Annotated in this window: 24 protein-coding genes; 15 read left to right on the forward strand and 9 right to left on the reverse strand. The window is 34.5% G+C overall.

Annotated elements, in window-relative coordinates; all coding sequences use genetic code 11:
- Nucleotides 1–134: 134 nt before the first annotated feature.
- From AB3U99_RS05265 to AB3U99_RS05305, 9 genes are all read left to right on the forward strand, one after another.
- Nucleotides 135–1,076 (forward strand): carbohydrate ABC transporter permease, encoded by a 942-nt coding sequence (locus AB3U99_RS05265; RefSeq protein WP_400246056.1) that lies wholly within the window; start codon nt 135–137, stop codon nt 1,074–1,076.
- Between the two features lie 6 nt (nt 1,077–1,082).
- Nucleotides 1,083–1,916, forward strand: coding sequence for a carbohydrate ABC transporter permease (locus AB3U99_RS05270; protein WP_400246058.1), 834 nt, complete (start codon nt 1,083–1,085; stop codon nt 1,914–1,916).
- Between the two features lie 34 nt (nt 1,917–1,950).
- Entirely contained in the window at nt 1,951–3,321 is a 1,371-nt protein-coding gene (locus tag AB3U99_RS05275) for an alpha-glucosidase/alpha-galactosidase (RefSeq protein WP_400246060.1), read from the forward strand.
- 556 nt (nt 3,322–3,877) lie between these two features.
- Nucleotides 3,878–5,101: a Bcr/CflA family multidrug efflux MFS transporter gene (locus AB3U99_RS05280; protein ID WP_400246062.1), complete on the forward strand. Its 1,224-nt coding sequence runs from the start codon at nt 3,878–3,880 to the stop codon at nt 5,099–5,101.
- 220 nt (nt 5,102–5,321) lie between these two features.
- Complete coding sequence (locus AB3U99_RS05285; protein WP_400246064.1) at nt 5,322–6,323, forward strand: NAD(P)-dependent oxidoreductase; 1,002 nt, start codon at nt 5,322–5,324, stop codon at nt 6,321–6,323.
- A gap of 399 nt (nt 6,324–6,722) precedes the next feature.
- A complete protein-coding gene (locus AB3U99_RS05290) occupies nt 6,723–7,187 on the forward strand; it encodes a PTS sugar transporter subunit IIA (RefSeq protein WP_400246066.1) in 465 nt (154 codons plus the stop codon).
- A complete protein-coding gene (locus AB3U99_RS05295; protein WP_400246068.1) occupies nt 7,184–8,602 on the forward strand; it encodes a PTS fructose transporter subunit IIC in 1,419 nt (472 codons plus the stop codon). The genes AB3U99_RS05290 and AB3U99_RS05295 overlap by 4 nt, the downstream gene beginning before the upstream one ends.
- Before the next feature lies 1 nt (nt 8,603).
- On the forward strand, nt 8,604–9,464 hold the full coding sequence (locus AB3U99_RS05300; protein WP_400246070.1) for a ketose-bisphosphate aldolase: 861 nt from the start codon (nt 8,604–8,606) through the stop codon (nt 9,462–9,464).
- 98 nt (nt 9,465–9,562) lie between these two features.
- The gene (locus tag AB3U99_RS05305) at nt 9,563–10,336 is read left to right on the forward strand and encodes a DeoR/GlpR family DNA-binding transcription regulator (RefSeq protein WP_400246072.1); all 774 of its coding nucleotides are present in this window, start codon (nt 9,563–9,565) and stop codon (nt 10,334–10,336) included.
- Between the two features lie 410 nt (nt 10,337–10,746).
- Here the strand turns inward: AB3U99_RS05305 and AB3U99_RS05310 are convergent, their stop codons facing one another.
- From AB3U99_RS05310 to AB3U99_RS05320, 3 genes are all read right to left on the reverse strand, one after another.
- Nucleotides 10,747–11,508, reverse strand: a complete 762-nt coding sequence (locus AB3U99_RS05310; protein ID WP_400246074.1) for an SDR family oxidoreductase — start codon at nt 11,506–11,508, stop codon at nt 10,747–10,749.
- 56 nt (nt 11,509–11,564) lie between these two features.
- Nucleotides 11,565–11,936, reverse strand: coding sequence for a MerR family transcriptional regulator (locus tag AB3U99_RS05315; protein ID WP_312096141.1), 372 nt, complete (start codon nt 11,934–11,936; stop codon nt 11,565–11,567).
- Between the two features lie 167 nt (nt 11,937–12,103).
- Nucleotides 12,104–13,762 (reverse strand): ABC transporter ATP-binding protein, encoded by a 1,659-nt coding sequence (locus AB3U99_RS05320; protein WP_400246076.1) that lies wholly within the window; start codon nt 13,760–13,762, stop codon nt 12,104–12,106.
- 249 nt (nt 13,763–14,011) lie between these two features.
- Here AB3U99_RS05320 and AB3U99_RS05325 point away from each other — a divergent pair, with 249 nt between their 5' ends.
- From AB3U99_RS05325 to AB3U99_RS05335, 3 genes are all read left to right on the forward strand, one after another.
- Nucleotides 14,012–14,764 carry a MurR/RpiR family transcriptional regulator gene (locus AB3U99_RS05325; protein ID WP_400246078.1) on the forward strand — a complete coding sequence of 251 codons (753 nt, stop codon included), beginning with the start codon at nt 14,012–14,014 and terminating at the stop codon, nt 14,762–14,764.
- Between the two features lie 83 nt (nt 14,765–14,847).
- Entirely contained in the window at nt 14,848–16,302 is a 1,455-nt protein-coding gene (locus AB3U99_RS05330) for a glycoside hydrolase family 1 protein (RefSeq protein ID WP_400246080.1), read from the forward strand.
- 360 nt (nt 16,303–16,662) lie between these two features.
- On the forward strand, nt 16,663–17,052 hold the full coding sequence (locus tag AB3U99_RS05335) for a hypothetical protein (RefSeq protein ID WP_400246082.1): 390 nt from the start codon (nt 16,663–16,665) through the stop codon (nt 17,050–17,052).
- A 212-nt stretch (nt 17,053–17,264) separates the two neighbouring features.
- Here the strand turns inward: AB3U99_RS05335 and AB3U99_RS05340 are convergent, their stop codons facing one another.
- The 3 genes from AB3U99_RS05340 to AB3U99_RS05350 form a co-directional block, all read right to left on the reverse strand.
- Complete coding sequence (locus AB3U99_RS05340) at nt 17,265–17,510, reverse strand: indolepyruvate ferredoxin oxidoreductase subunit alpha (RefSeq protein WP_048718056.1); 246 nt, start codon at nt 17,508–17,510, stop codon at nt 17,265–17,267.
- A gap of 32 nt (nt 17,511–17,542) precedes the next feature.
- Nucleotides 17,543–17,959 carry a hypothetical protein gene (locus AB3U99_RS05345; protein WP_400246084.1) on the reverse strand — a complete coding sequence of 139 codons (417 nt, stop codon included), beginning with the start codon at nt 17,957–17,959 and terminating at the stop codon, nt 17,543–17,545.
- 65 nt (nt 17,960–18,024) lie between these two features.
- The gene (locus AB3U99_RS05350; protein ID WP_400246086.1) at nt 18,025–18,780 is read right to left on the reverse strand and encodes a helix-turn-helix domain-containing protein; all 756 of its coding nucleotides are present in this window, start codon (nt 18,778–18,780) and stop codon (nt 18,025–18,027) included.
- A 120-nt stretch (nt 18,781–18,900) separates the two neighbouring features.
- Here AB3U99_RS05350 and AB3U99_RS05355 point away from each other — a divergent pair, with 120 nt between their 5' ends.
- The gene (locus tag AB3U99_RS05355) at nt 18,901–20,823 is read left to right on the forward strand and encodes a right-handed parallel beta-helix repeat-containing protein (protein WP_400246088.1); all 1,923 of its coding nucleotides are present in this window, start codon (nt 18,901–18,903) and stop codon (nt 20,821–20,823) included.
- Between the two features lie 54 nt (nt 20,824–20,877).
- Here AB3U99_RS05355 and AB3U99_RS05360 read toward each other — a convergent pair whose 3' ends face one another.
- Nucleotides 20,878–21,513 carry a pentapeptide repeat-containing protein gene (locus tag AB3U99_RS05360; RefSeq protein WP_400246090.1) on the reverse strand — a complete coding sequence of 212 codons (636 nt, stop codon included), beginning with the start codon at nt 21,511–21,513 and terminating at the stop codon, nt 20,878–20,880.
- Between the two features lie 127 nt (nt 21,514–21,640).
- On the opposite strand from AB3U99_RS05360, the gene AB3U99_RS05365 reads away from it, so the two are divergent.
- Nucleotides 21,641–21,781, forward strand: a complete 141-nt coding sequence (locus AB3U99_RS05365; RefSeq protein ID WP_400246092.1) for a hypothetical protein — start codon at nt 21,641–21,643, stop codon at nt 21,779–21,781.
- Nucleotides 21,782–22,132: 351 nt separating this feature from the next.
- Here AB3U99_RS05365 and AB3U99_RS05370 read toward each other — a convergent pair whose 3' ends face one another.
- Entirely contained in the window at nt 22,133–22,393 is a 261-nt protein-coding gene (locus AB3U99_RS05370; protein ID WP_400246094.1) for a DUF4190 domain-containing protein, read from the reverse strand.
- Between the two features lie 248 nt (nt 22,394–22,641).
- Here AB3U99_RS05370 and AB3U99_RS05375 point away from each other — a divergent pair, with 248 nt between their 5' ends.
- Complete coding sequence (locus AB3U99_RS05375; RefSeq protein WP_400246095.1) at nt 22,642–22,773, forward strand: YuzL family protein; 132 nt, start codon at nt 22,642–22,644, stop codon at nt 22,771–22,773.
- Nucleotides 22,774–22,913: 140 nt separating this feature from the next.
- Here AB3U99_RS05375 and AB3U99_RS05380 read toward each other — a convergent pair whose 3' ends face one another.
- Nucleotides 22,914–24,146 carry a helix-turn-helix domain-containing protein gene (locus tag AB3U99_RS05380; RefSeq protein WP_400246097.1) on the reverse strand — a complete coding sequence of 411 codons (1,233 nt, stop codon included), beginning with the start codon at nt 24,144–24,146 and terminating at the stop codon, nt 22,914–22,916.
- Nucleotides 24,147–24,197 lie beyond the last annotated feature (51 nt).

Here is a 24,197-nt window from a genome sequence, read left to right on the forward strand (position 1 = left end):
AAAAATTGGGATACCTTTTTATTCTGGCATTCCTTCTATAAAATGATAATTAATAAAGTAACTACTATGAATATATTACATGAGGAGGCTGGAAATGACAATCGTTAACAGTGGAATGGAAGGGAGAGATGGTTATGTATTCGGAAAAAGAAATTAGTTTACCCCAAAATGAAATTCAATTAAACGTAAAGACCAAGAAGAAAAAGAAATACCAATATATTGGTCTTGTGTATATTTTACCTTGGTTAATTGGTATTAGTGTATTTGAGCTTTTTCCATTACTCTATTCTTTTTATCTATCCTTTACAGATTTCAATATTATTAGCGCACCGAAATTTATTGGACTATCAAACTATGTCAAAATGTTTACCGATGATCCAGATTTTTATACCTCTCTAAAAGTAACTTTCTATTATGTCTTGATTGCTGTGCCGTTAAAAATCGCCTTTGCCCTGTTAGTAGCAGTTCTCCTTAATTTTAATATCAAAGGAATGGGCATCTTTCGGACGGCGTATTATTTGCCTTCGATTTTAGGTGGAGGAATTGCAGTAGCGATTTTATGGCGGTTTATGTTCTCAGAGGACGGGTTAATTAATGATGTGCTGGCATTCTTCCATTTACCAACGGAAAACTGGTTGGGTAATCCTGAAACATCCTTATTGACGATTAGCTTGTTAACGGTTTGGCAGTTCGGATCCTCAATGGTATTATTCTTGGCTGGATTGAAGCAGGTTCCAGCTGAATTATACGAAGCTGCAAAGGTCGATGGTGCTTCAAAAATCCGGACGTTTTATTCTGTTACGTTACCGATGCTTACACCTATTCTATTATTCAATATTATTATGCAGACAATTAATGCGTTCCAAGAGTTTACTGCTGCCTTTGTCATTACGAATGGAGGGCCATTAAAGTCTACGTATTTATATGGTGTAATGCTTTATGAAAACGCATTCACTTATTTGAAAATGGGCTATGCATCTGCTCTTTCTTGGATTCTGTTTATCATAATTCTAATTTTCACATTAATACTATTCAAAACGTCCAAACAATGGGTGTTTTATCAAGATGAGAGGTGATTAAACGTGACGAAAAGAAATAACATCCTTTTATACGTATTTTTAATTATTTTCGGCCTAGTGCTGATTTATCCTTTTTTATTTATGATCTCCGCAACATTTAAAACGAATGAGGAAATATTTACAGGAATTGGGCTGATACCTGATCATTTTTCCTTTGAGGCTTTTCGGAACGGTTGGAAAGGAATTGGGGATACTACTTACGGAATGTTCTTAATGAATTCTATTAAACTAGTTGTTCCTACCGTTCTATTTACCATTGTGTCGAGCGTCATTGTGGCTTACGGATTTGCCAGATTTGAATTTCCTTTTAAAAAAATACTGTTTGGGATTATGGTAGCAACACTTATGCTTCCACAAGCAGTTGTCATTGTACCGAGATATTTATTATTTCATAAGTTGGGTTGGTTGGATACATACCTTCCATTTTATGTCCCTGCATTATTAGCTACATTTCCGTTCTTTACGTTTATGCTCATTCAGTTTATACGCGGCTTGCCAAAGGAACTAGATGAATCAGCTATTTTAGATGGCTGTAATTCCTTTATGATTTTAACGAAGATCCATTTGCCGTTATTAAAACCAGCTTTAATCTCAGTGGGAATTTTCCAATTCATGTGGACATGGAATGATTTCTTTAATTCTCTTATTTATATCAACAGTGTGGAAAAATATCCTGTTTCTCTTGGATTGCGTATGTTTTTAGATGCAGAGGGAGCTGTTACTTGGAATGAAATTATGGCGATGTCAGTAGTAACTATTTTCCCTTGTGTGCTTGTTTTCTTTATCTGTCAAAAGTATTTTGTTTCAGGTATTAGCACAAGTGGGTTAAAGGGCTAATCAAAAAATTATATAAAAGGGAGAGCGTAAAAATATGAATACGATAAAAACAAAAGATATCCAAATAGCTTATATTGGTGGAGGCTCACAAGGATGGGCGTGGGGATTGATGAGTGATCTTGCGAATGAGGAAGCAATTTCGGGTAAGGTGAAATTGTATGACCTTAACTATCAGGCTGCCTATCAAAATGAATTAATTGGGAATCGCTTACTGGAACGCTCAGATGTAGCTGGAAAATGGGAGTATGAAGCGGTAAAAACGATCGACGAATCCTTAACTGGTGCTGACTTTGTTATTATCTCGATTCTTCCTGGATCGTTTGATGACATGGAGTCGGATGTCCATTTACCAGAGAAGTACGGGGTATATCAGTCGGTTGGGGATACAGTTGGACCAGGAGGATTGGTTAGAGCATTACGATCCGTACCAATGTTCGTGGATATTGCGAATCAGATTCGTGAGTTTGCGCCTAATGCTTGGGTGATTAATTATACGAATCCAATGAGTCTATGTACGAGAGCTCTGTATGCGACATTTCCGGAGATTAAAGCGATTGGCTGTTGTCATGAAGTGTTTGGAACACAGAAATTACTTGCTTCCATGGTTCAAGAGTTATTGGGAATAGAGGGAGTAAAGCGTCAAGAGATAAAAGTTAACGTACTAGGAATTAATCACTTTATATGGATTAATCAAGCTTCCTACAAGGGATTAGATCTAATGCCATTGTATGAAAAGTTTGTAGATAAATATGCTGGAAATGGGTTTGAAGGGTCTGAAAGAGGTCATTGGATGAATAATCATTTTGTATCTGCGGAGAGAGTGAAATTTGATTTATTTAATCGATTTGGGGTAATTGCAGCAGCAGGAGATCGCCATTTGGCTGAATTTATGCCCAATACATGGTACTTAAAAAGCCCAGAAACGGTAAGAGAGTGGAAGTTTGGTTTAACACCAGTTGCTTGGCGAAAGCAAAATAAACAAGCGCTAGTGGAAAAAAGTGACCGGTTAGCAGATGGTACCGAGCCGTTTGAACAAAAGATGACTGGGGAAGAAGGAATTGATATTATGAAAGCCCTCCTAGGTCTAGGAGAATTTATGACGAATGTGAATGTTCCGAACCAAGTCCAAATAGGTGGAATTCCGAATGATGTGGTAGTAGAAACGAATGCTGTGATTAGCTTTGATAGTGTGCGGCCAGTACTTGCAGGAAAACTACCAAAGCCTGTACAAAACATGGTAATCCGCCATGTGTCGAACCAAGAAATCGTTCTGCAAGCAGCCCTCCAAAAGGATAAGAATTTAGCATTCCAGGCCTTTGTACAGGATCCGTTGCTAAGTACAATGAAACCGGAAGATGCTCAAGCGCTATTTCATGAAATGCTGGCTAAGACAGGTCAGCTATAGGAATAGATAAATCACTTTCATCCCACTCTTAACGGATAGTAAGACTCTCACCTCTTACTTAGGTGAATTAGAGGAAGGTAGGTGGGAGATCAACTGTCCGATTGGTTCAACTAGCCATCAGAGGGGGAGGAAGGAACCCCCCACTGATGGGTTAGTTGAACTTTATTTTTTGCAAGTCAATGAGAGGAAAGGTTGAACACTCACAATTGTTGTTATTTGGAAATTGTGGGTGTTCTTTTAATAGAAACAAGAATAAGCGGAGATGCATTGGAATAAAGAGACATTATCTCAATTTAACAAGTGTGAAATGTCAAGGGGATTAAGCTTAGTCCACTTAAGGCGGTATATACTCAGGGTGCTCCCTTATAGCAACAAAACTTTAAGAAAGCAGCCATAAAAAAATTTAATGGAAAAAATTAAGTGCGTAAGTAGTGAAATATTTCAAGATTCGTAATACAATATGTAAAGCAACGAATGCTTCCTTCTTTGAAAGAAGCATTTTTTTAAGGTCATACGAAAGGATACAGAAAATTTACTGTAGGAAGGCGATAGAAAATTGAATACATTAACAAATACTAAAAGGCTACAAATTGCTTTTCTATTGGGATCACTATCCCTATTAGGTCCATTTACAATAGATACATATTTACCTGCGTTTCCAACTATTGTAGAAGATTTTCACACGAGTGCATCCCTTGTGCAAGTTAGTTTAACGACTTGCTTGTTAGGACTGGGTTTAGGCCAGTTAATTATTGGACCAATGAGTGATGTACAGGGCCGTCGTAAGCCATTGCTTATTTTTCTTGGCTTGTATCTACTTTCTTCTTTAGTGTGTGCAATAGCACCAAATATCTCTATGTTGATTGCTGCTCGTTTCATACAAGGATTTGCAGCAGCCGGTGGTCTTGTTATTTCAAGAGCGGTGGTTCGAGATCTTTATAGTGGAAGAGAATTAACAAAGTTTTTTGCTACATTGATGCTGATTGGTAACCTAGGTCCAATTGTTGCGCCAATTATCGGTGGGGCTATTCTTTCTTTTGCAAATTGGAAAGTGGTTTTTCTTGTTTTAACATGTGTTGGCGCCATTTTGACTGTAGTCGTTTCCTTTAAATTAGAAGAAACGTTACCAACTGAAAAGCGCGTACCAAGCAATATGAAACAAGTAGTCATGAATTTCGGTTCGTTATTAAGAGACCGTGAATTTGCCGGTTATGCATTTACTCAAGGTTTCACTACTGCAGGAATCTTTGCCTATGTATCTGGTATTTCTTTTGTTTACCAAAATATTTACGGCGTTTCCCCTCAAGTCTTTAGCTTATTGTTTGGAATAAATGGGGTCGGTTTAATTATCGGAACGCAACTCGTTGGTCGATTATCTAGATTTTCTGAAAAAACATTCTTGAAGAGCGGTTTAGCTCTTTCTATGTCAGCTTCTATTCTTTTAGTAATCGCGATTTTACTACATGCACCATTACTAGCTGTTGCGATACCTATTTTCCTATTCGTAACTTCAATCAGTATTATTGGTACATCATCTTTCTCATTAGCGATGGAAACAAAGGGGCATATAGCAGGAAGTGCTTCTGCGTTATTAGGCTTATTACCATTCTTACTAGGGTCACTAACAGCACCATTAGTAGGAATTGGAGGAGAACATACAGCTGTACCGATGGGCATTATCATCTTCGCATCAAGCTTATTAGCCTTCTTATCCTACTATGTATTAGTTCGAAAAGCTTCTTTAAAGGTAAATACACCAAAGCATGTTACGCATAATTAATGAAATAGAGCTTTTCTGTAAAACAGGTACTTTCGAGTGAGAAAGTACCTGTTTTTTTTGGAAGAAGAGAAACGTTGTCTAATCATTTTCAATAAAAGACAAAATAGTTTGATAAAATGATTAAGAATAGAAAAATCCAGTTTGTACCGGAAAGCAAGGAAAGGGAATTTTATTACTATTTCACAGGAAATAAAAACTAACTAATAAGGAGGTATTACAGATGAACAAACCTAAAGTGCTACAAATATTACCGATGTATCATGAAGCAGCTGAGGAAATCTTAAAAAGTAAGGCAGAGGTTATAAGAACAGATAATTATAGTGTAGAAAATTTATGTGAACTAGTTAAAGATGTGGATGCAGTAGTTTTAAGAGCACCAGCAAGAATAGAGAAAGAGGTAATCGATGCGAATCCTCAATTAAAAGTGATTTCTGGTGCAGGAGTGGGACTTGATAATATTGATGTCACATATGCTACAAAGGTTGGGATTCCAGTATTACATGCACCTTCCGTAAATAAAGTTTCCACTGCAGAGCATACGGTAATGTTTATCATGGCATTAAGTAAGTCCCTTCTAAGCTTTCATAAAGAAATGGAAAAAGGAAATTTTGATGCGAGGAATCGAATAAGTACCCAAGAATTAAAAGGGAAGAAAGTGGGGCTAATAGGTTTTGGAAGCATTGCACAAGAGGTAGCAAAACGATTAGTGTATGGGTTAGATATGAAAGTGTCAGCTTGGGTAAGAGAGGTTAATCCTACTAAACAGAAAAAAGCGAATGATCTTGAAGTTGAAATTACCGACGATATCAAGAAAGTATTCGCTGAGTCTGACTTTTTATCTATACATATTCCATTAAATGAAGAAACGAAATATTCCATTGATAATGCGTTATTATCCTTGATGAAACCAACAGCATATATCATTAATACAGCAAGAGGGGCTGTCATTAATCAAGAGGATTTATACACGATTTTATCAGCCAATAAAATCGCAGGAGCTGCCCTTGATGTATTTGAAGTAGAGCCAATACCGAACGATAGTAAATTAATAAGCTTATCTAATGTCCTTCTCACCCCACATGTAGGTGGAACAACAAGGGAAAGTAATTATATTATGGCGACTACTGTTGCACAAAATGTTATTAAGTTCTTATATGGAGAGGAACCGAAATTTGTTGCTAATCCAAGTGTTTTGGAGAAGAATGAAAGAATCAAAACTTAGGAAAGAGGTTCATGATTAAAGCTTAATATGAGAAGCATGAGGTAGAGGAAAAAATATATTTACTATAGAAAAAAAGCAATCCTGATATTTCGGTATTATTGTATCGTTATATCGCGATTGCTTTTTTTAAAATAACTTTTTTCTTGATAGCAATAGGTATATTAATTAAGCCATATCTCTATAAATGGATATATTTGTTTATTTTTTTTCACAATAAAAATACCCCAATTATATAATAGTTGAAAAAAATAATGAACGGAAATAATCATTTAAATGACTATTTGGTAAGTAAAAAAGCTATCATGTCAACTTTCGTTCATTTCATTGAACTATTTGGTGCATGGTGATAAAATCATTTCGAAAAGGTAAGCGCTTACCTTTAGTAAAGGAGGGGGGACAATGGATATCTCATCCATGATAGATACGAATTGTATTTTGTTTGATTCAACAATTCAATCGAAAAAGGATTTGTTTTCTCGTCTAGCTAGTACACTTGAACATAATGGTTATATTTCAAATAAGAAACGTTTTATAAAGGATTTAGAAAGAAGAGAAAAGGAGTCATCAACTGGTATTGAAGATGGCTTTGGCATACCACATGCTAAGAGTAAAGCAGTAACAAACCCGGTGATCGTTTTCGCTCATACTGGGAAAATAAAAGATTATGTTGCACTAGATGGTTCACTGATTGAATATGTTTTTATGTTAGCTGTGCCTGAAAGAGCAAGTGATATTCATTTGAATATACTTAGCTATTTAGCAAGGAAGCTGATGAATAAGGACTTTAAATTGGAATTAAAACAAGCAAGAGATGCAGAGGATATACAAAGTTTATTAATGAATAGAGGAGGGAGTTCATTATGAAAATTGTTGGTGTAACATCTTGTCCGACAGGAATTGCACATACCTATATGGCTGCAGAAAAGTTACAGAGAACTGCAATAGAAAAAGGATATGCAACGAAATTTGAGACACAAGGTGTAAAGACAGAACATGTACTTTCGGCTGCTGAAATAGAAGAGGCGGATGTTATAATACTTGCTATTGATAAGATAGTTGAATTAGACAGATTCGTTGGGAAAAAGATAAAAAAAGTCTCTACAGCAAGAGCTATTAAGGAACCTCATCTTGTAATTGAGGAGGCTATTAATGGAAAAGGAACCTATATTCAACAAGGGAGTAACAATAATACATCACAGAATTCTGAGAATAAGAAGAGTTTGTATAATCATTTCATGAACGGTGTTAACTATATGCTTCCATTTGTCATTGCAGGAGGAATTCTAATAGCAATAAGCTTTGCTTTTGGTATTGAGGCATCGGATTCTAGTAGTGATCAATACAATGTAATTGCTGGCGCCTTATCAAAAATAGGTGGAGACACTGCTTTTGCATTAATGGTACCAGCTTTAGCAGCAGGAATCGCAGTATCATTCGCAGGGAGAGCAGGATTTGCGCCAGGATTAGTAGCTGGTACATTAGCTGTGGCTGGAGGTTCGGGTTTTTTAGGTGGAATGATAGGTGGATTAGTAGCAGGTTATATCACGGATAAAATAGCAAATAAAATAAATGTTAAAAAGTCGTTTCAAGCTATTTACCAGTTAATTGTTGTGCCACTAGTAGCAATTACTGTCGTAGGGCTGTCGATGGTGTTTTTAATTGATACACCAATTTCTTGGTTATTAAATGTATTGACAAACTTTTTAAATGGACTAGGAGAAACCTCAGGACTCGTGTTTGGATTATTAATAGGATTAATGATGGCTGCAGATATGGGTGGACCAATTAATAAATCAATTTCAACTTTTTCTATTGGATTAATGTCTGCAGGTGTTAATGCACCGATAGCTGCTTGCATGATAGCAGGAATGACACCTCCACTTGGATTAGCACTTGCCACAATAATATTTAAACATAAGTTTAATGAGGAAGAAAGAACTTCTGGAAAGTCTTGCTGGATTTTGGGTGCTTCTTATATTACCGAAGGAGCAATTCCTTTTGCAGTCGCTGATCCTATCAGGGTCATTCCAAGTTTAATGGCCGGATCAGCTGTTGCTGCCTCTATATCAATGGCATCAGGCGTGACTTCCATGGCACCACATGGTGGAGTATGGGTCATGTTTATACCAAATGTCATTAGTAATCTACCAATGTATTTTCTTGCATTAGTAGCAGGTACACTTGTTACAGCTATCACAGTAGGGTTACTAAAGAAAACACCGGTTAAAAAAGATAAGAAAATATCTAGTGAATTAGAAAACAAAGAAGGGATTGCATAAAATGTTATATACAATGAAGGATTTACTAAAAGTAGCAAAGGAAAATCAGTTTGCTGTACCAGCTTTTAATATTTGTAGTTTTGATATGTTGAAGACTATTATGGAAGAGGTAGAAGAACAGAATGCTCCTGTAATTATTGAAATTCACCCAGATGAAATCGCTTATTTAGGAGATAAGTTTATTGCTACGGTTCGAGAATATGCATTATACAGTAAAGTTCCTGTTGTAATCCATATGGATCATGGAGGAAGTATAGATGATGTGTTAAGAGCAATCAGAAATGGCTATACTTCAGTAATGATTGATGCTTCGCTATCTGATTATGAAGAGAATGTAGAAATAACAAGAGCTGTGGTAGAATTGGCACATAAAGTGAATGTTTCAGTTGAAGCCGAATTAGGAACTATTGGAAATAATGGTTCGTATGAAGGCGGATCAAATCAAATAATTTATACTGAACCAGATCAAGCGGTTGATTTTGTCAAACGAACAGGCATAGATACTTTAGCCGTTGCAATTGGAACAGCTCATGGACTATATCCAAAAGGAGTTAATCCAAAACTTAATATCCCATTACTAAAGGAATTAAACGAACGAATTGATATTCCATTTGTATTACATGGTGGCTCGGGCAATCCGGATTCTGAAGTGATTGAATCGGTTAAATATGGAGTAGGTAAAGTGAATTTATCATCTGATTTGAAGAGCGTATTTTTTAATGAAATTCTTCATGTCTTAACAGAAAATCCAGGAATGTATGAGCCAAATCAAGTTTATATTCGTCCAAATGAGAAGGTGAAGGAAGTTGTTCGTCATAAATTAAATATCTTGAACACAGTAAATAAGGCCGATTTGTATTAAAATATTCTTAATTGGTATGGACATTTATGTTCATGCCAATTAATGCTTTTCAACTAGATTAATAGTAAAAATCAGTTCTGTTGAAAGGAGATAGAAGAATGACAACAGCAATACAAAAGGAAAGACAAGATAAAATTGTTAATCATTTAAAATTAGAAAGCTTTATGAAGACTATTGATTTAGCTGGATTATTAAACTATAGTGAAGCAACGATAAAGCGTGACTTAATAGAATTAGAAAACCAAGGATTAATTAGAAGAACTCGTGGTGGGGCGGTAATTATTGACCGGCAAAAAATTGATATTCCTTATTTAATGAAAGTAGATAAGTTTAATGATGATAAAGAAAAAGAAAGAATGGCAAAATTGGCAAAGGAATTGCTTCATAATGATATGAATCTATTTATTGATTCAAGTAGTACAGCATTGCATTTGGTTCATCAATTAAACAAGTTTGAAGGGTTACAAGTGATTACAAATGGTGTAATTACAGCAAGTTTATTATCTGAGTATACATCAGCAAAAGTGAATATTCTGGGTGGATCAATTGTTCCTAAGCGGTTTACAGTTAATGGGTCTAAAGCATATCATGATGCATTAACTTATAATGTTGATTTAGCATTTGTTTCTTGTCGTGGCTTTGATTTTACTGTAGGTGCAACCGAATTAACAGAGGGTGAAGCATTAATTAAGCAGTCCTTCAGAAAACGTTCAAAAGAAGTTGTTCTTATGGTAACGCATGAAAAATTAAATCAGAAATATTTACATCAAAGCTTAAATTGCTCAGATATTGATTATATGATATTAGACAAACCATTATCAAAAATAGAACTAGAGCATCTACAAAAACATAAAATATCAGTTCTATACTAAAAAATAAATTCGCATGTTACAGAAGAGCTATAAAAGGTTATCCATATAAGACGAGGACAGGAAGGCAGACTTATTTCCGTAGTTGTTCTTAAATGATTTTGTTTAAATTTGATAATACATATGTTGAATTGAAGTAAATAAGGATAAACTTTTTTTAAAGAGAAGAGATATTTGAATTCAAAAGTAACTTGGTTGAAGAAAAACGTAAATGGTAACTAATAAAGAATATTTAATATCAAGATGAGACAACGGGATACCAATATGGGTCTAGATAAACGGAGCAATATAATTTGGTTTAGTAATGTTTTTGACTGGAAAAAAGAATGGAGAAGTTAGGATATAGAATTTAACTTGCTAGAAAAAACTCATCAATCTCGATGAGTTTTTTTCTAACAATAATAATATACAATTTACTCTATCGTCTTTTTCATGGCATTATACATATTTTCCACATGCTTATCCAATTCATCACGTGACATGCGCAAGCGATCGACAGAACTACCATATCCAATCTCCATCTTTCCTTCTTCTAATCCTTGGAAAATTCCATCGGCAAAGGCATCTAATGGTTCACCACTAGTATGTAAGCCGGCACCGCCTAAATCTGTATTCACCGCTGGAGGTGCAACTTCGATTACTTCTACAGAAGTGTCAGAAAGCTGGTGTCTTAAACTCATGGTGAAAGAATGCATTGCCGCTTTGGTTGCTGAATAAATTGGAGCAATTACCATCGGTGTAAAGGCTAAGCCTGATGTTACATTAACAATGGTCGCCTTTTCTTTTTCTGAAAAATAGGCCGCAAACAACATAGACAGATGGATAGAAGCTTCCATATTAATAGTGATTTCTTTGTTAAAATAGCTCCAATCATTCTTAGCGTCTGCTTTTAACACATTAAAACGTTGTTGAATTCCTGCGTTGTTGACTAACACATTTATTTCTGGATAGTTCGCTGTTACCCAATCGAATAGTGCGATACGGTCAGCTTCTACTGCTAGATCGCTCACATATGTAATGAGGCTAGGAAATTTTTCTTTCACCTGTTGAAGTACATCTTCTCGGCGACCACAAACAATAACTGTATTTCCTGCTTTGATAAACCGTTCTGCAAAAGCTAATCCGATCCCGGCGCTTCCACCTGTAATTAGAATAGTATTGGTTGAGAGTTTCATTTGGATTCCTCTTTTCGAATTATTTTATACTCTTTATATAGCTACTAAATTTCTTCCTATATACTTTCCTCTATCTTTTTCGTATACCGTGCTATTTTTACATCAATTCCTTTTAGGGATTCCTCCATTAACGATATTTCAGCAACTACATCTTGCTTATGATTTTCCATCATTGCAAGTCGTAGCTGAATGGTGCTATCTCCTTCTATAATCCAATCAATATATTGTTTAATCTTTTTTATAGGCATATGCGTATTCTTTAAACAGATAACTGTTCCGAGGAGTTCCATTTGATTTTCTGAAAATAACCGCCTTCCAGCTTCATCACGTTCTATTAATGGAAGCAGTCCTTGCTTTTCATAATATCTTATCGTTGATTCAGGAATATTAAATTTAGCTGATGCATCACTGATATGACAAAATTTCATTCGGAGACCTCCATTCATTGTCGACAGAACTAGTATACGACTTAAACTACGGTTTAAGTCAAGTAGTCAAATGAGGGGGCTCGTAAAATCAATAAAAAAAGAGCAAATTATTGCCCTTTCTCTTTTTCCTTCATTAAATAAATATTTGTTTCTGATTTTCTTCCTAATCATGCTAAGAAATGCACATAGGAATGTGGTCTGTGCATAAGTTGTTCGAATGAGCCGAATTCTACTATATTCCCATCTATCAAAACAATAATTTCGTCATAAACAGATAAGTTTGCTTTTTCCAAATGATGAGAAACAGAAACAACAGTTAATTCTTTATCTAGTAAGATTATTTGCTCGATTTCCTTAGCAGTTTCCCTATCTAAAGAGGATGTCGCTTCATCCATAAGAAGGATTTCACGATTTCTTAAAAAGGCTCGAGCTATTTCAATGCGTTGTCTCTGTCCACCAGATAAATTCTTCCCATCTTCTCCAACTCTATAATCTAACCCTTTATCAAAAATCACTTCGGTTAGTCCAGCCCGATAACAGGCATTCAAAATATCTGCTTCACTGTATTTCTCTCCAAGTATTATATTATTTCGAAGCGTATCATCAAATAAGAACGGCTTTTGATTAATCATGGATACGGTTTTATAAAAAGAAATTGCATCAACATCTAGAAAGTTTACACCATCAAGTTTTATCGTACCTTGATAATTTTGAATTCTCTTTTGAAGTATTTTCAATAAGGTACTTTTCCCTGAACCAGAAGGACCAGTAATAAGAATTTTTTTCCCTTTTTTTATTTCAAGGTTTAAATCAGAAAGAATCATTTTATCTCCTATTTTGTAGGTAAGACTCTCGCATGTTAATGAATCTTTAAAAGGGATTGCTTGATGATTAGTAGTTATATCGGGTGTTTTCGTCATGAATTCTTGTATTCTATCGCAAATTTTTTTTGTATTTAATATCTTATTATACTCCTCCAATGAATCAAGTGCTGGAGCAATAACCGTATTAGAAAGCTGAATAATGGCAAGAACTGTTCCAATAGTGATATCTCCTCGAGTGGCGAGGATTATTCCATATAGATTAACAAAGAAAAAGCCACAAAGCCCAAAAAAACCTACAATATTATCTGAGAGTACACGCCAATTGTTTAATGCCGTAAAACTTCTTTCTACCGTTGAATTATATGTAAAATGATCATCAGTCATTCGCTTTTCCATACCGTATCCTCGAATAGTATCTATACCTGTAAAAGCATCCTTCACTTTTCCAGTATAAATTTCATTTTTATTTGTCCAGTCTTCTGTTTGGTCAACAATTCTTTTTTTTAATAATTGTGGTACTAGACTAGGAATGATAAATACTACTATTAATAGAATAGCCATCGTACTATTAAGAAAAAAAATAGCGCTAATAGATATTAAAAAAATAATTAGGTTTAAGATAATTTTTAATATGGAGTCATAATAGTTAGTTTGAACCAATTTTAAATCGTTTAATAAAAAGGAAACATAGGATGCAGTATTCTTTTCTTGAAGTAAATCATCTGAATGAATAAAAACTTTGAAAATTCTTTGTTTTAAGCCTGTAATATTCATAAAAATTATTTGATGTACAGTAAAGTTATATAATGTTTGACTAATCATAATCAAAAAATAGCCGCTAATGGTAAAGATGATTAAATTTACAAGAGGAAGTTTATTCGCTGCTTCAAAATAATCGAAAACTTCTTTAAAAACAAATGCTTTAAAGGTATTTTCAAATGCAGCAAATGGTAGTAGAAAGATAAATATGATTATCCATTTTTTATTTATATTTTTTAACAATTGAGTCACCTTCCAGTAGGAATATTTAAAGTTATGTCATTTTAATTCTTTCCATTTCTGTATGTTAGTGCTAATTTAGTACAATTAGAAAAAAAGTAAATAATATAACAAGAATATTCATAAAATATACACAAAATAAATTATTTTGAATTTTTATTAGAAGGTGGGAATCTAACAATTACTTATCAAACTTTCAAATCCCTAACCATCCCTACAAAAATATGATACGATCATCCTGAGGTGGAAATTTTGGAACAGTTAATTTATACACTTTTAGCGTACATAAATAATTCTCTGGAAAAGGATATCAATTATTCTATTGCCAATAGTTTTCTTGAAAATATCCATCAAATCGAAGGATATTCTTTAGAGATGGCTGCGGAAGTATGTAATGTTGCCCCTTCTACGATAAATCGTTTTTGTAAGCGAATAGGCTTTCGTAATTTTTCCAATCTGCGAAACAGTGTTGCTTTTCAAGGTGGAATGTACGAGGCGAGAGAAAAACAGTTGAATGCAGATTCATTTGAATCAAAACTTAAGGAAAATGTGGAGATTATTGAAAGTATCTCAAAGGAACAACTAGAACGGATTATCCAAAAAATTCATGAATCTAAAAGGATTGTTATTTTGGGCTTTGAAAAACATCAAATTCAAGCGATGGAGCTTCAAAAACAATTATTTCTTCTTGGAAAGCTATGTGAATGCAATACCAATTTCTTTAAACAGCTGGAGGCTTTGGCTCATTTAACAGAGGAGGATATGATTATCACGATTTCTATCCAAGGGAATATCCTCACAGAAGAGTTGGCTATAAATGATAAAATAAAGGAAGCAAACGGAAAGAAATTATTGATTACATTTTCGGATTCAGAGCGATATAAATATGTTTTTGATGAGGTCTTACGCTGTGGAGAAATCGAAAATAGTGAAGTTAGCAGCTATACGTTATTACGGTTATTTGATGTGCTCGTTTATCAATATCAAAAGCAATATCCTGCTTAAAACTGGTCTAAAAGAGACCAGTTTTTTCCCTTTTGTAAGCGTATCATTATCTATAGAGATTAGAAAAAGGGAGGATATTATAAATGAAGAAAAGTGGATTTCCAGAAGGGTTTTTATGGGGGGGAGCTACAGCTGCCAATCAATTAGAAGGTGCTTATAACGAAGGTGGGAAGGGCTTGTCTGTCTTTGATATGGTTACATTCGTTCCAAAAGAAGAACGTGGCAATGATATCGAAATGGATGTCAAAAGCAAAGCTGAATTAGAAGCACTATTAGCTGGTGAAGAGGGAGATAACTTTCCAAAACGTCGCGGGATTGATTTTTATCATCGCTACAAAGAAGACATCGCTCTTTTTGCAGAGATGGGCTTTAAAACTTTCCGTATGTCTATCTCTTGGCCACGTATTTTTCCAAATGGGGACGATTTAGAACCAAATGAAGAGGGATTAGCCTTTTATGATAAAGTATTTGACGAGTTAGCTAAATATGGAATTGAGCCATTAGTGACGCTATCACATTATGAAATTCCATTGAATCTTGTGCAAAAATACAATGGATGGCTGGATCGTCGTTTAGTTGATTTCTTTGTCCATTATGCCGAAACAGTCTTTAATCGTTATAAAGACAAGGTGAAATATTGGCTAACTTTTAATGAGATTAATATTTCGACTCTTTCTCCATATATCGGTAGTGGTATTTTAATTGAGGAAGTAGAGAATAAGGAACAAGCCATTTATCAAGCCTTGCATCATCAATTTGTAGCAAGTTCAAGAGCGGTAAAAGCATGTCATGATATTATTCCAGATGCACAGATTGGTTGTATGCTAGCACGAATGGAAGTCTATCCAGAAACATGTAATCCAGATGATGTGTTAGCCGCATTAGAAGAGGATCAGAAGAATTTATTTTTCACGGATGTTCAAGTGCGCGGATACTATCCAAGCTTTATGCTAAGCTACTTTGAGGAAAATGATATTCAGATAGATATGCTGCCAGGAGATGAGGAACTGCTTTTACAACACACAGTAGACTTCCTATCATTTAGTTACTACATGTCTATGGTTGCGAGTGGAGCACCAGATAAATTAAAGGAAAAAGGAAACTTCTTCTCTGGAGTGAAAAATCCGTATTTAGAATCATCTGATTGGGGATGGCAGATCGACCCGAAAGGATTACGTATTACGTTAAAGAAAATGTATGATCGCTATCAAGTGCCATTATTTATCGTGGAAAATGGATTAGGAGCATATGATAAGGTAGAAGACGATGGCTCTATTAATGATGATTATCGCATTGCCTATATGAAAGCACATATTGAGCAGATGAAAGAGGCAATCAAAGATGGAGTTGATTTAATCGGCTATACAAGCTGGGGATGTATTGACCTAATTTCTGCAGGTACTTCTGAAATGTCCAAACGATATGGCTTTATCTATGTAGACCAAGATGATTATGGAAATGGCACATTAAAAAGATCAAAGAAAAAATCGTTTGACTGGTACAAACAGGTAATTGCTACTAACGGTCAAGAATTATAGAATTTTAAATGACAAACAGTGCTTCTTCCTTTTATGAAGGAGTACTGTTTTTATTTTTGGGGAAATAATAGCTAGTTTAATAGAATGATTAATTAATTTTTTAGAATTAATAAATAAATCATAATATATTGATATAACAAAATGAGTATGCTAAAATGTTCCAGTCAAGCCTTTTTGTGAGGGATTATTTCGTTTGTTATTCTGCTGGTAATGAATAATATTCTAAGTTTTCTAATAATACGCAACAATCTAAGAAGTGATATGATTCTATTTTTTATTTAAGTATCTACATAGGTTACATAAGCAATAACATTTTTTAGAATAATAATTATATTATATGTATATAAGGAGATGTTTTAAATGAGATATCTTTCTCTATTTATGGTAGCGTTCCTATTCTTGCTTGCAGGATGTGGAAATGCAGCAGATGAGAAAAAAGAAGAAGTAGTAAAAGAAGAGAGTAATGCAAACGAAGAAACAAAAGCAAAAGAATTAACAGATGAAGACAAGAAATATATTAGCTTATTAGAAAAAGGCGACTACCAAACAATTATTGATGAAACAATTAGTCTTGGCAGCGATGCTCAAGTGAATTTTTATTTTCTAGCAAATGCGTTTAAAGCAGTTCCAGATTATTCATTAAGCCAGACATACTTGAATAAATCGAAATATATTCCAGCTGAAATTGAAGATGAAGTGAATAAGTTAAAAGAAGAAATAGATGCTAACCTGGAAAAAGAAGGAGCTTAAGTTCTTTAATCCGATTAGATTAGGTGCTTGACCTAAATAGAAAGATTTAATGAAGAACCTTGCTAGAAAATTTCTGGTAAGGTTTTTGGTGTTGTGAAAAAATGGTTCTATGACAATATTAAAATCGAGAGTGGAATGAAGCAATTCTGTAACATTAAAAATAAAAATAACAAAAAAACAAATCAACCAAAAGAAAGTTGATTTGTTTCTCTTTAACCTTCATATGTTTTGTAAAAATCAATCGCCTTCTGGATATAGGCTTGCTCTTCCGGAGGTACTTCTTCTTCATGATAAATGGCGGAAACAGGACATACTGCTTCACATGCACCACAATCAATACAAATATCTGGATCAATATAGAATTGATCTTCTCCCTTTGCGATACAATCAACAGGACAAACATCTACACAATCCCCTGCTTTTTCATGCATACATGGTGAAGTTATAACGAATGGCATGGAATTTCCCCTCTCTCCATTTATAAATATTATTAAGATCTTATGCTGAGTAGTACTTCATTCATTCGATTTATATTTTCTCGGATCTTTACGGCACTTAAGTAATCAATCTTATCATGATAGCTTTCAGGCTGTTCCCTTTGCTCATCAATGGACATATGTTGATATTCATCAATGCCTCCTGTTGATGCTTGATAATCCTCCATTAAACTCGCTTCTAATTGTTGGACTAGATTGTTTATTCTATCCAAGCTTTGTGTCATGGAAATCGCAGTGTTGATGATTTCTTCGTCTGATTTTGTCAGTCTCTCCATTTGGCTATTCTGTTCTTGTAAATCATTTTTGATTTGCTGAAGCATAGTATCCTTGTCAGCGTCTACTTTCATATGATCCAGTATTTGTAACGTGTCGCCCATCAATATTTGCAATCTTTTTGAGGCGTTTTCCATAGAGATCCCACCTTTAAGTATTGTATCTATAAAATGTACATAAATTCTGCATAATATACATGTTCTTATGAGAGCTCTCGATACTTTCTAGGCGAAAAGCGAGTGATTTTTTTAAAATTGCGATGAAAGGATCGCAAATTATTGTATCCACAATTCATTGCAATTTCACCAATTGGCTGCTGACTATTTTTTAACTGATAACAAGCCTGTGATATTCGATATTGGGTTAGGTATTCGGTAAAAGTCATGTTCGTAATATGAACAAAAAGCTTCGAAAGGTAAGCATAATCATATTGCAGATGCTTTGCAACGGCTTTTAATGTGCAATCCTGACTATAATGGTTATCTACATAAAGCAATATTTTATGAAATACTTTCATCTTTGTGGAGTATGCAACTGGTGTTAATTTTGTGTTCTCTACTAAATTACCACATATATCATAAAGAAAACTTTTTTGACGATAAATAGAATTGAGCCCTTGCAAATTGGGTGTTTCCTTTAAATGAATCACATTGCTATCAGGGATAAAGCCCTTATAATTCATAAAAAAATGTCCTATTAATTCAGGTGAAAAAATAACAACACTAATATGGGAATGGTGGATTGTTTTAAATTCATGCATTTGGTTCGTAAAAATAAAGGCTGCATCATTTTTTTTTAGTATATACTCTTTTTGATCGACTCGGACGAATAGTTCCCCTTCGTTAACAATGATTAATTCATAGGCACGATGAAAGTGGAGAGGAAAGTTGAAATTCATGAGGGTGAATGTTTCAAAGGATTCTTTTTCTTCTACGCCGTGATTTTCGAAAAAAACCACTATCTTTTCCTCCTATCCAAAAACACTAATATTGTCTTAAATTATACTACATTTTGAATAGTAACAACTTTTTAAAGTTTCTATAATGAGGACAGAGTCACAATGAAGGAGGAAGAAAAGATGGCTGTAGAATATCACGTAGCAAAAAATGGTTCAGATCTAGGAGAGGGAACGACACAGAATCCATTTTTAACCATCAACAAGGCAGCTTCAGTTGCGGTTGCAGGAGACACCGTTATTGTGCATGAAGGGGAATATCGCGAATGGGTAAAACCGAAAAATTCGGGATTAAGCAATACAAGAAGAATTACCTATCAAGCTGCTGAAGGTGAAAAAGTAGTCATTAAAGGCTCTGAGCACATTCAAAATTGGCAGCAAGTAGAAGGTACTGTGTGGAAAACGGAACTCCCAAACTCATTCTTTGGAGAGTATAATCCCTATAAAGAAGAAATATTTGGCGATTGGATTGTCTATAATCCAGGCAGACATTTAGGGGACGTATACTTAAATGGTAAGTCTTTTTATGAAGCAGAGACATTAGAACAAGTTAAAAATCCTCAAAAGCAAACAGAAGTATTAGATCACTGGACGAAGAAGGTAGTTCCTGTACATAATCCTGATCAAACAGAGTATGTTTGGTTTACTGAGGTGAATGAAGACACAACAAGTATTTATGCTAATTTTCACGCTTATAATCCGAATGAAGAGTTAGTGGAAATAAATGTTCGAAAAGCTTGCTTCTATCCAGAAGAAACAGGCATTAATTATGTAACGGTAAAAGGGTTCGAGATGGCTCAAGCAGCAACACCATGGACACCGCCTACTGCTGATCAGCCAGGATTATTAGGTCCACATTGGAGTAAAGGCTGGATTATTGAAGATAATATCATCCACGATGCTAAATGTAGTGGCATAAGTCTTGGAAAAGAAGGCTCGACTGGAAATAACTATCGTACGAAGCGGAAAGATAAACCAGGCTATCAATATCAACTAGAATCTGTCTTCCTTGCGAGACAAGCTGGTTGGAGCAAAGAGAAGATTGGCTCCCATATCGTGCGAAATAACACCATCTATGATTGCGGACAAAATGGTGTTGTGGGGCATCTAGGCTGTGTATTTAGCGAAATCTATAACAATCATATTTATAATATTGCCTTAAAGAGAGAGTTTTACGGCCATGAGATTGCTGGTATCAAGCTCCATGCTGCGATTGATGTCCAAATACATCATAATCGTATTCATGATTGTTCATTAGGAACATGGCTAGATTGGCAAACACAAGGAACAAGAGTAAGCAGTAATCTTTATTATCGCAATAATCGTGATTTATTCGTAGAAGTTAGTAGTGGTCCTTATATTGTAGATCATAATATTTTAACAGCAGATTATGCTTTAGATAATCATGCCCAAGGTGGAGCATATATTAATAATTTAATTCGCGGAAAAATGGTCCACCGTAAAATGCTTGATCGTGCGACACCATATCATTATCCACATAGCACAGAGGTAGCAGGTTTTGCCGTTACGTATGGTGGCGATGATCGTTTTTACAATAATATCTTTGTTGGAGATGAGACGCTAGAAGATGTTGGTACAGCTCATTATAATGGCTATACAGCTTCCCTTGAGGAATATATTGAAACCGTTCACCAAGAGGACGGTGATCATGAATCATTTAATAAAGTAGAGCAACCGGTTTATATTAATCGTAATGCCTACTTAAATGGTGCGGAACCTTTTGAAAGGGAAGAGGAAAGATTAGTAGAAGATACATTTAATCCTAGCTTAAAGATAGTAGAAGAAGGAACAGAAGTATATTTATCTGTAGAACTCCCAGAGAACTTTGATAGCATTTTGGGCGAGGTGCAAACAACGCAAACACTTGAAAGAGTGCGCATTGTGGATGCTGACTTTGAAAATCCAGATGGAAGTGAAGTAGCCGTTAATACGGATTATTTAGGCGAATTACGAGAAGCTAAAAGTGTGTTAGGACCAATTAGCACATTGAAAAAAGGGAAGAATTATGTGAAGGTCTGGGGATAATGGAAAAAGCTCTAGCCAGTCATTTTTTGACTTGCTAGAGCTTTTGATGATTAATCAATCAATAATCTCCAATCCTAATAGAGCAGAAAATTGAATGGCTTGATAAGTAGAAACCTTACAGCCTCTTAAATCTGATGGAGATACCATTAATGATTGGAAAGTAGATGTACTAATGTCGACTCCATTAAGGGAGGTCCTTTCAAAATTTACCCCGTCCAAAACACACTTATTAAATTCAACGTTCTTAAAGCCACAATCGTAAAAATCAGATGATTCTACTGGTGAGTCTTGAAACCGAACTTTTTCTAATTTGGAGCTCCCAAATGCCGCTAAATTTAATAAAGAATCATTAAATTGAACATTTCTAAGCCGAGAGTCGGTAAAATCGACACCTAATAATTTACAATTGCTGAATGTACATTTGTGTATAGAAGAAATGCTCATTTTCGCGTTAGAGAAATCACAGTTTTCAAATATAACATCTGTCATGTCGATTCCAGAAAAATCAGTGTGGATAAATTTGCAATTTTTAAGAACCATTTTAGATAATCGTACTTTATTTAATACTTCATCGTTAAAGACTGAATGTTGAACTTGGCACATTTCTAGCTCTAAATCTTCCTCATATAAAATATCGTGAAAATTCCTTGCAGGTAAATCTGCTGGAATTTTTGGTGCTTCGATTTTCATATAATTACCCCTCTCCAGTTAAGTTCCTGTGTGATAACTATATGAAAAGATGGATATAATTTAAAGACTGTATTTTTTTAAGAATTTATGTACAAGTATAAAGTCGATGGAGAGAATGAGGATACAATTGGAAGTGAAAATGGGCTATTTTAGCTTTATTCGTTTTTTAGAGAGCAAAGAAATGATCCAAAAAACGCAGATATTATCCAAACCGCCAAAAATAGGAATCAATGCAAAATATGCTTTCAAAAAAGAGGCTGGGACATAAGCATTTCAACTAATAATAAACACGAACATTTATGCAATTCATATGCATTGGTGTTCGTGTTTATTGGTTTGAAAAAGGTTTAAAAACGAAGTGGAATGGAGCGGAGGACGCTCGACTCCTGCGGGAAATAGAGGAAAGGCTGAGACCCCGCAGCTGAGGAGGCTTAGCTTCCTCCCCGCGGAAAGCGAGCGTCTGTAGCGCAATGGAACGACCTAGTTTTTACACTTGACTATATTAAAAAACAAAGATAACCATCATGAGAAAGTAGCTTTATTTAAGAGCTAAATTAGAAATTTTTCGTCTTTAAATATTAGTTATTTAGTTTTGTCCCAGCCTCCTTACAAAAAATTTTCACCCCGAAATAGCCACTGAAAAGAACGCAACAATACCTAATATAGTTAAAAGTTGGAAAATAATCCCGATTACACTACATATTAAACCAGCTGTTGCAAAACCTCTCCCATTTTCATTCGTTCTGTTGATTTCATTAACTGCTTTTCTCGAATAAACAATGCTGATAATTCCTAAGATAAGACCAATGAAGGGAATTAATAACGATAATATACCAAAAGTTAACGAAATGACTGAATTAGTGTTTGTTTGATTGTCCATGGCACGCTCTGCTCCTTTCTATCCATTACTTGTTTTATTTGACTCTTAACGGGCAGTAAACATCCAAATCGCTAAGGAAAAACCCCAACTGATGGAAGTTTTCTTTATTTAATGAGTATGTTTCATGTTTATGTAATGTAATACGAATAACTGCGAATAATGTTTCAGGAGGATTTCTATCATTCTTTCTACAATGGTTCACATAACTTCATTTAATCAAGGAAAACTAATCAATGGAGGTGAATAGTATGTCAAAAAGAAAAGCAGACCCATCAACAATTGGTTTAGGCTCTACCCAACCGGAAGGACAAGGAACAACTAAAAAGGAAACGGGAAGAGCAAAGGCAGATTCTTCTCGAAAAAAACAAAAGAAGTCTTAATGATTAGTAACGAGAGCAAACAGGCGGAAGCAATTCCACCTGTTTTTGTATTTCATGTGGTGATGCTAGTCAATTTATATAGGCACCTATATTAGATAAGCGCTTTTAATCGGGGAATTTTTTTCTATTATCTTTTGCTATTATTTTTTTAACTGAAAGTTTTGAAAGCTTTTCGGGGTAACACCTGTATATTTTTTAAATGTCTTTGTAAAATAGCTTTGATCATGGAAATTAAGTAGCGTTGAAATTTTAGAGATGGAAAAATCCGAGAACTGAAGCAAAGACTTAGCTTCCTCAATTTTTGAACGTTGTATATACTCCGAAAGTGATATGCCCACTTCTTTTTTAAATAGAGAAGACAAGTAATTTGGATGCATATCATTTAATTCTCCAAGTGAAGTTAGATTAATTTCCTCATAAAGATGGTTGAAAATATAATTCAAGCAATTATTAATCGGCTTAGAATGTTTTATTTGTCGCTCTTTTCGGACACGTTCTGCAAAATCACTCATTGCTGTTATCATATAAGATTCGACACTACGGCTATCTTTTATATCTTCAATATTTTGGATATATAAGTCGCTTAATGTATATGCCGTTTCATAAGGGAGTCCTCCATCAATGGCAGCCCTTGTTGCTAAAGTAATACCAGATATCGCGAGGTTTTTTTTATGCCTCAGGTGACTTTTTGCCAAGATTCCAAAATGATTATCTTGATTAATTAGTTTCCAATTTTTTAGAAAATCTTCTTTCCTTCCTCTGGTTATGTGCTGAAGTAGTGTTTGTTCAAATATAAGCGGATGATGAAATGATAAATTTTGCCGTCTGGAAGAGATGCTAATGTATGGTTCCTCTTGTGTAAGTACAGTGATTTTTAGAGAACGGTCGTTTTCAATAATTTTATAAGGATCTAAATTTTTTTGATAAATCATGTAGTACAGATGAGCCATTAACTGGTGAAATTTTAAATTTGAAAAAACAGGAAGAGAATTATAGTAATTTAATAACGCTTCCTTTTGTAAATTTTTAAATTTATTACTTGAATCGTTTAATAGTGGTTTTAGCATATCATTCGTAATAGTTGAATTAACAGTAGGTCCAACGATTAATAAATGTTTTTCCTCGTTTTTCCTTTGAATAATAATTGTAAAAAAGTGTTCAAATAACTCAGTTGAACGATAAACAGGAAAGTTTACTGGGTCTTCCTCTTCCATTGCTAGATCAAAAAGCATCTCATTTATAGGGGAAAGTGGATTTTCAGCAAGTTGTCCATATTCAAAAATCACTTCCTTATTCATATTTAGAAGGGATAGATTGATGTCAAATAATGGATGAATCGATTGGCAGATATAATTCAAATTTTTAAATTCCATGATAACCTCCAGGATGAGAAAGGTTTTATTCAAATATCAAGAGTGTAATCG

The organism is Niallia tiangongensis (genome assembly GCF_044704065.1).
Classification (GTDB): Bacteria; Bacillota; Bacilli; order Bacillales; family Cytobacillaceae; genus Niallia; species Niallia tiangongensis.

Excerpts from the sequence above, each read along its gene's own strand:
- AB3U99_RS05265 (WP_400246056.1), top strand. The coding sequence starts at position 135 with ATGTATTCGGAAAAAGAAATTAGTTTACCCCAAAATGAAATTCAATTA.
- AB3U99_RS05275 (WP_400246060.1), top strand. The coding sequence starts at position 1,951 with ATGAATACGATAAAAACAAAAGATATCCAAATAGCTTATATTGGTGGA.
- AB3U99_RS05285 (WP_400246064.1), top strand. The coding sequence starts at position 5,322 with ATGAACAAACCTAAAGTGCTACAAATATTACCGATGTATCATGAAGCA.
- AB3U99_RS05290 (WP_400246066.1), top strand. The coding sequence starts at position 6,723 with ATGGATATCTCATCCATGATAGATACGAATTGTATTTTGTTTGATTCA.
- AB3U99_RS05295 (WP_400246068.1), top strand. The coding sequence starts at position 7,184 with ATGAAAATTGTTGGTGTAACATCTTGTCCGACAGGAATTGCACATACC.
- AB3U99_RS05300 (WP_400246070.1), top strand. The coding sequence starts at position 8,604 with ATGTTATATACAATGAAGGATTTACTAAAAGTAGCAAAGGAAAATCAG.
- AB3U99_RS05305 (WP_400246072.1), top strand. The coding sequence starts at position 9,563 with ATGACAACAGCAATACAAAAGGAAAGACAAGATAAAATTGTTAATCAT.
- AB3U99_RS05310 (WP_400246074.1), bottom strand. The coding sequence starts at position 11,508 with ATGAAACTCTCAACCAATACTATTCTAATTACAGGTGGAAGCGCCGGG.
- AB3U99_RS05315 (WP_312096141.1), bottom strand. The coding sequence starts at position 11,936 with ATGAAATTTTGTCATATCAGTGATGCATCAGCTAAATTTAATATTCCT.
- AB3U99_RS05330 (WP_400246080.1), top strand. The coding sequence starts at position 14,848 with ATGAAGAAAAGTGGATTTCCAGAAGGGTTTTTATGGGGGGGAGCTACA.
- AB3U99_RS05335 (WP_400246082.1), top strand. The coding sequence starts at position 16,663 with ATGAGATATCTTTCTCTATTTATGGTAGCGTTCCTATTCTTGCTTGCA.
- AB3U99_RS05340 (WP_048718056.1), bottom strand. The coding sequence starts at position 17,510 with ATGCCATTCGTTATAACTTCACCATGTATGCATGAAAAAGCAGGGGAT.
- AB3U99_RS05345 (WP_400246084.1), bottom strand. The coding sequence starts at position 17,959 with ATGGAAAACGCCTCAAAAAGATTGCAAATATTGATGGGCGACACGTTA.
- AB3U99_RS05355 (WP_400246088.1), top strand. The coding sequence starts at position 18,901 with ATGGCTGTAGAATATCACGTAGCAAAAAATGGTTCAGATCTAGGAGAG.
- AB3U99_RS05360 (WP_400246090.1), bottom strand. The coding sequence starts at position 21,513 with ATGAAAATCGAAGCACCAAAAATTCCAGCAGATTTACCTGCAAGGAAT.
- AB3U99_RS05370 (WP_400246094.1), bottom strand. The coding sequence starts at position 22,393 with ATGGACAATCAAACAAACACTAATTCAGTCATTTCGTTAACTTTTGGT.
- AB3U99_RS05375 (WP_400246095.1), top strand. The coding sequence starts at position 22,642 with ATGTCAAAAAGAAAAGCAGACCCATCAACAATTGGTTTAGGCTCTACC.
- AB3U99_RS05380 (WP_400246097.1), bottom strand. The coding sequence starts at position 24,146 with ATGGAATTTAAAAATTTGAATTATATCTGCCAATCGATTCATCCATTA.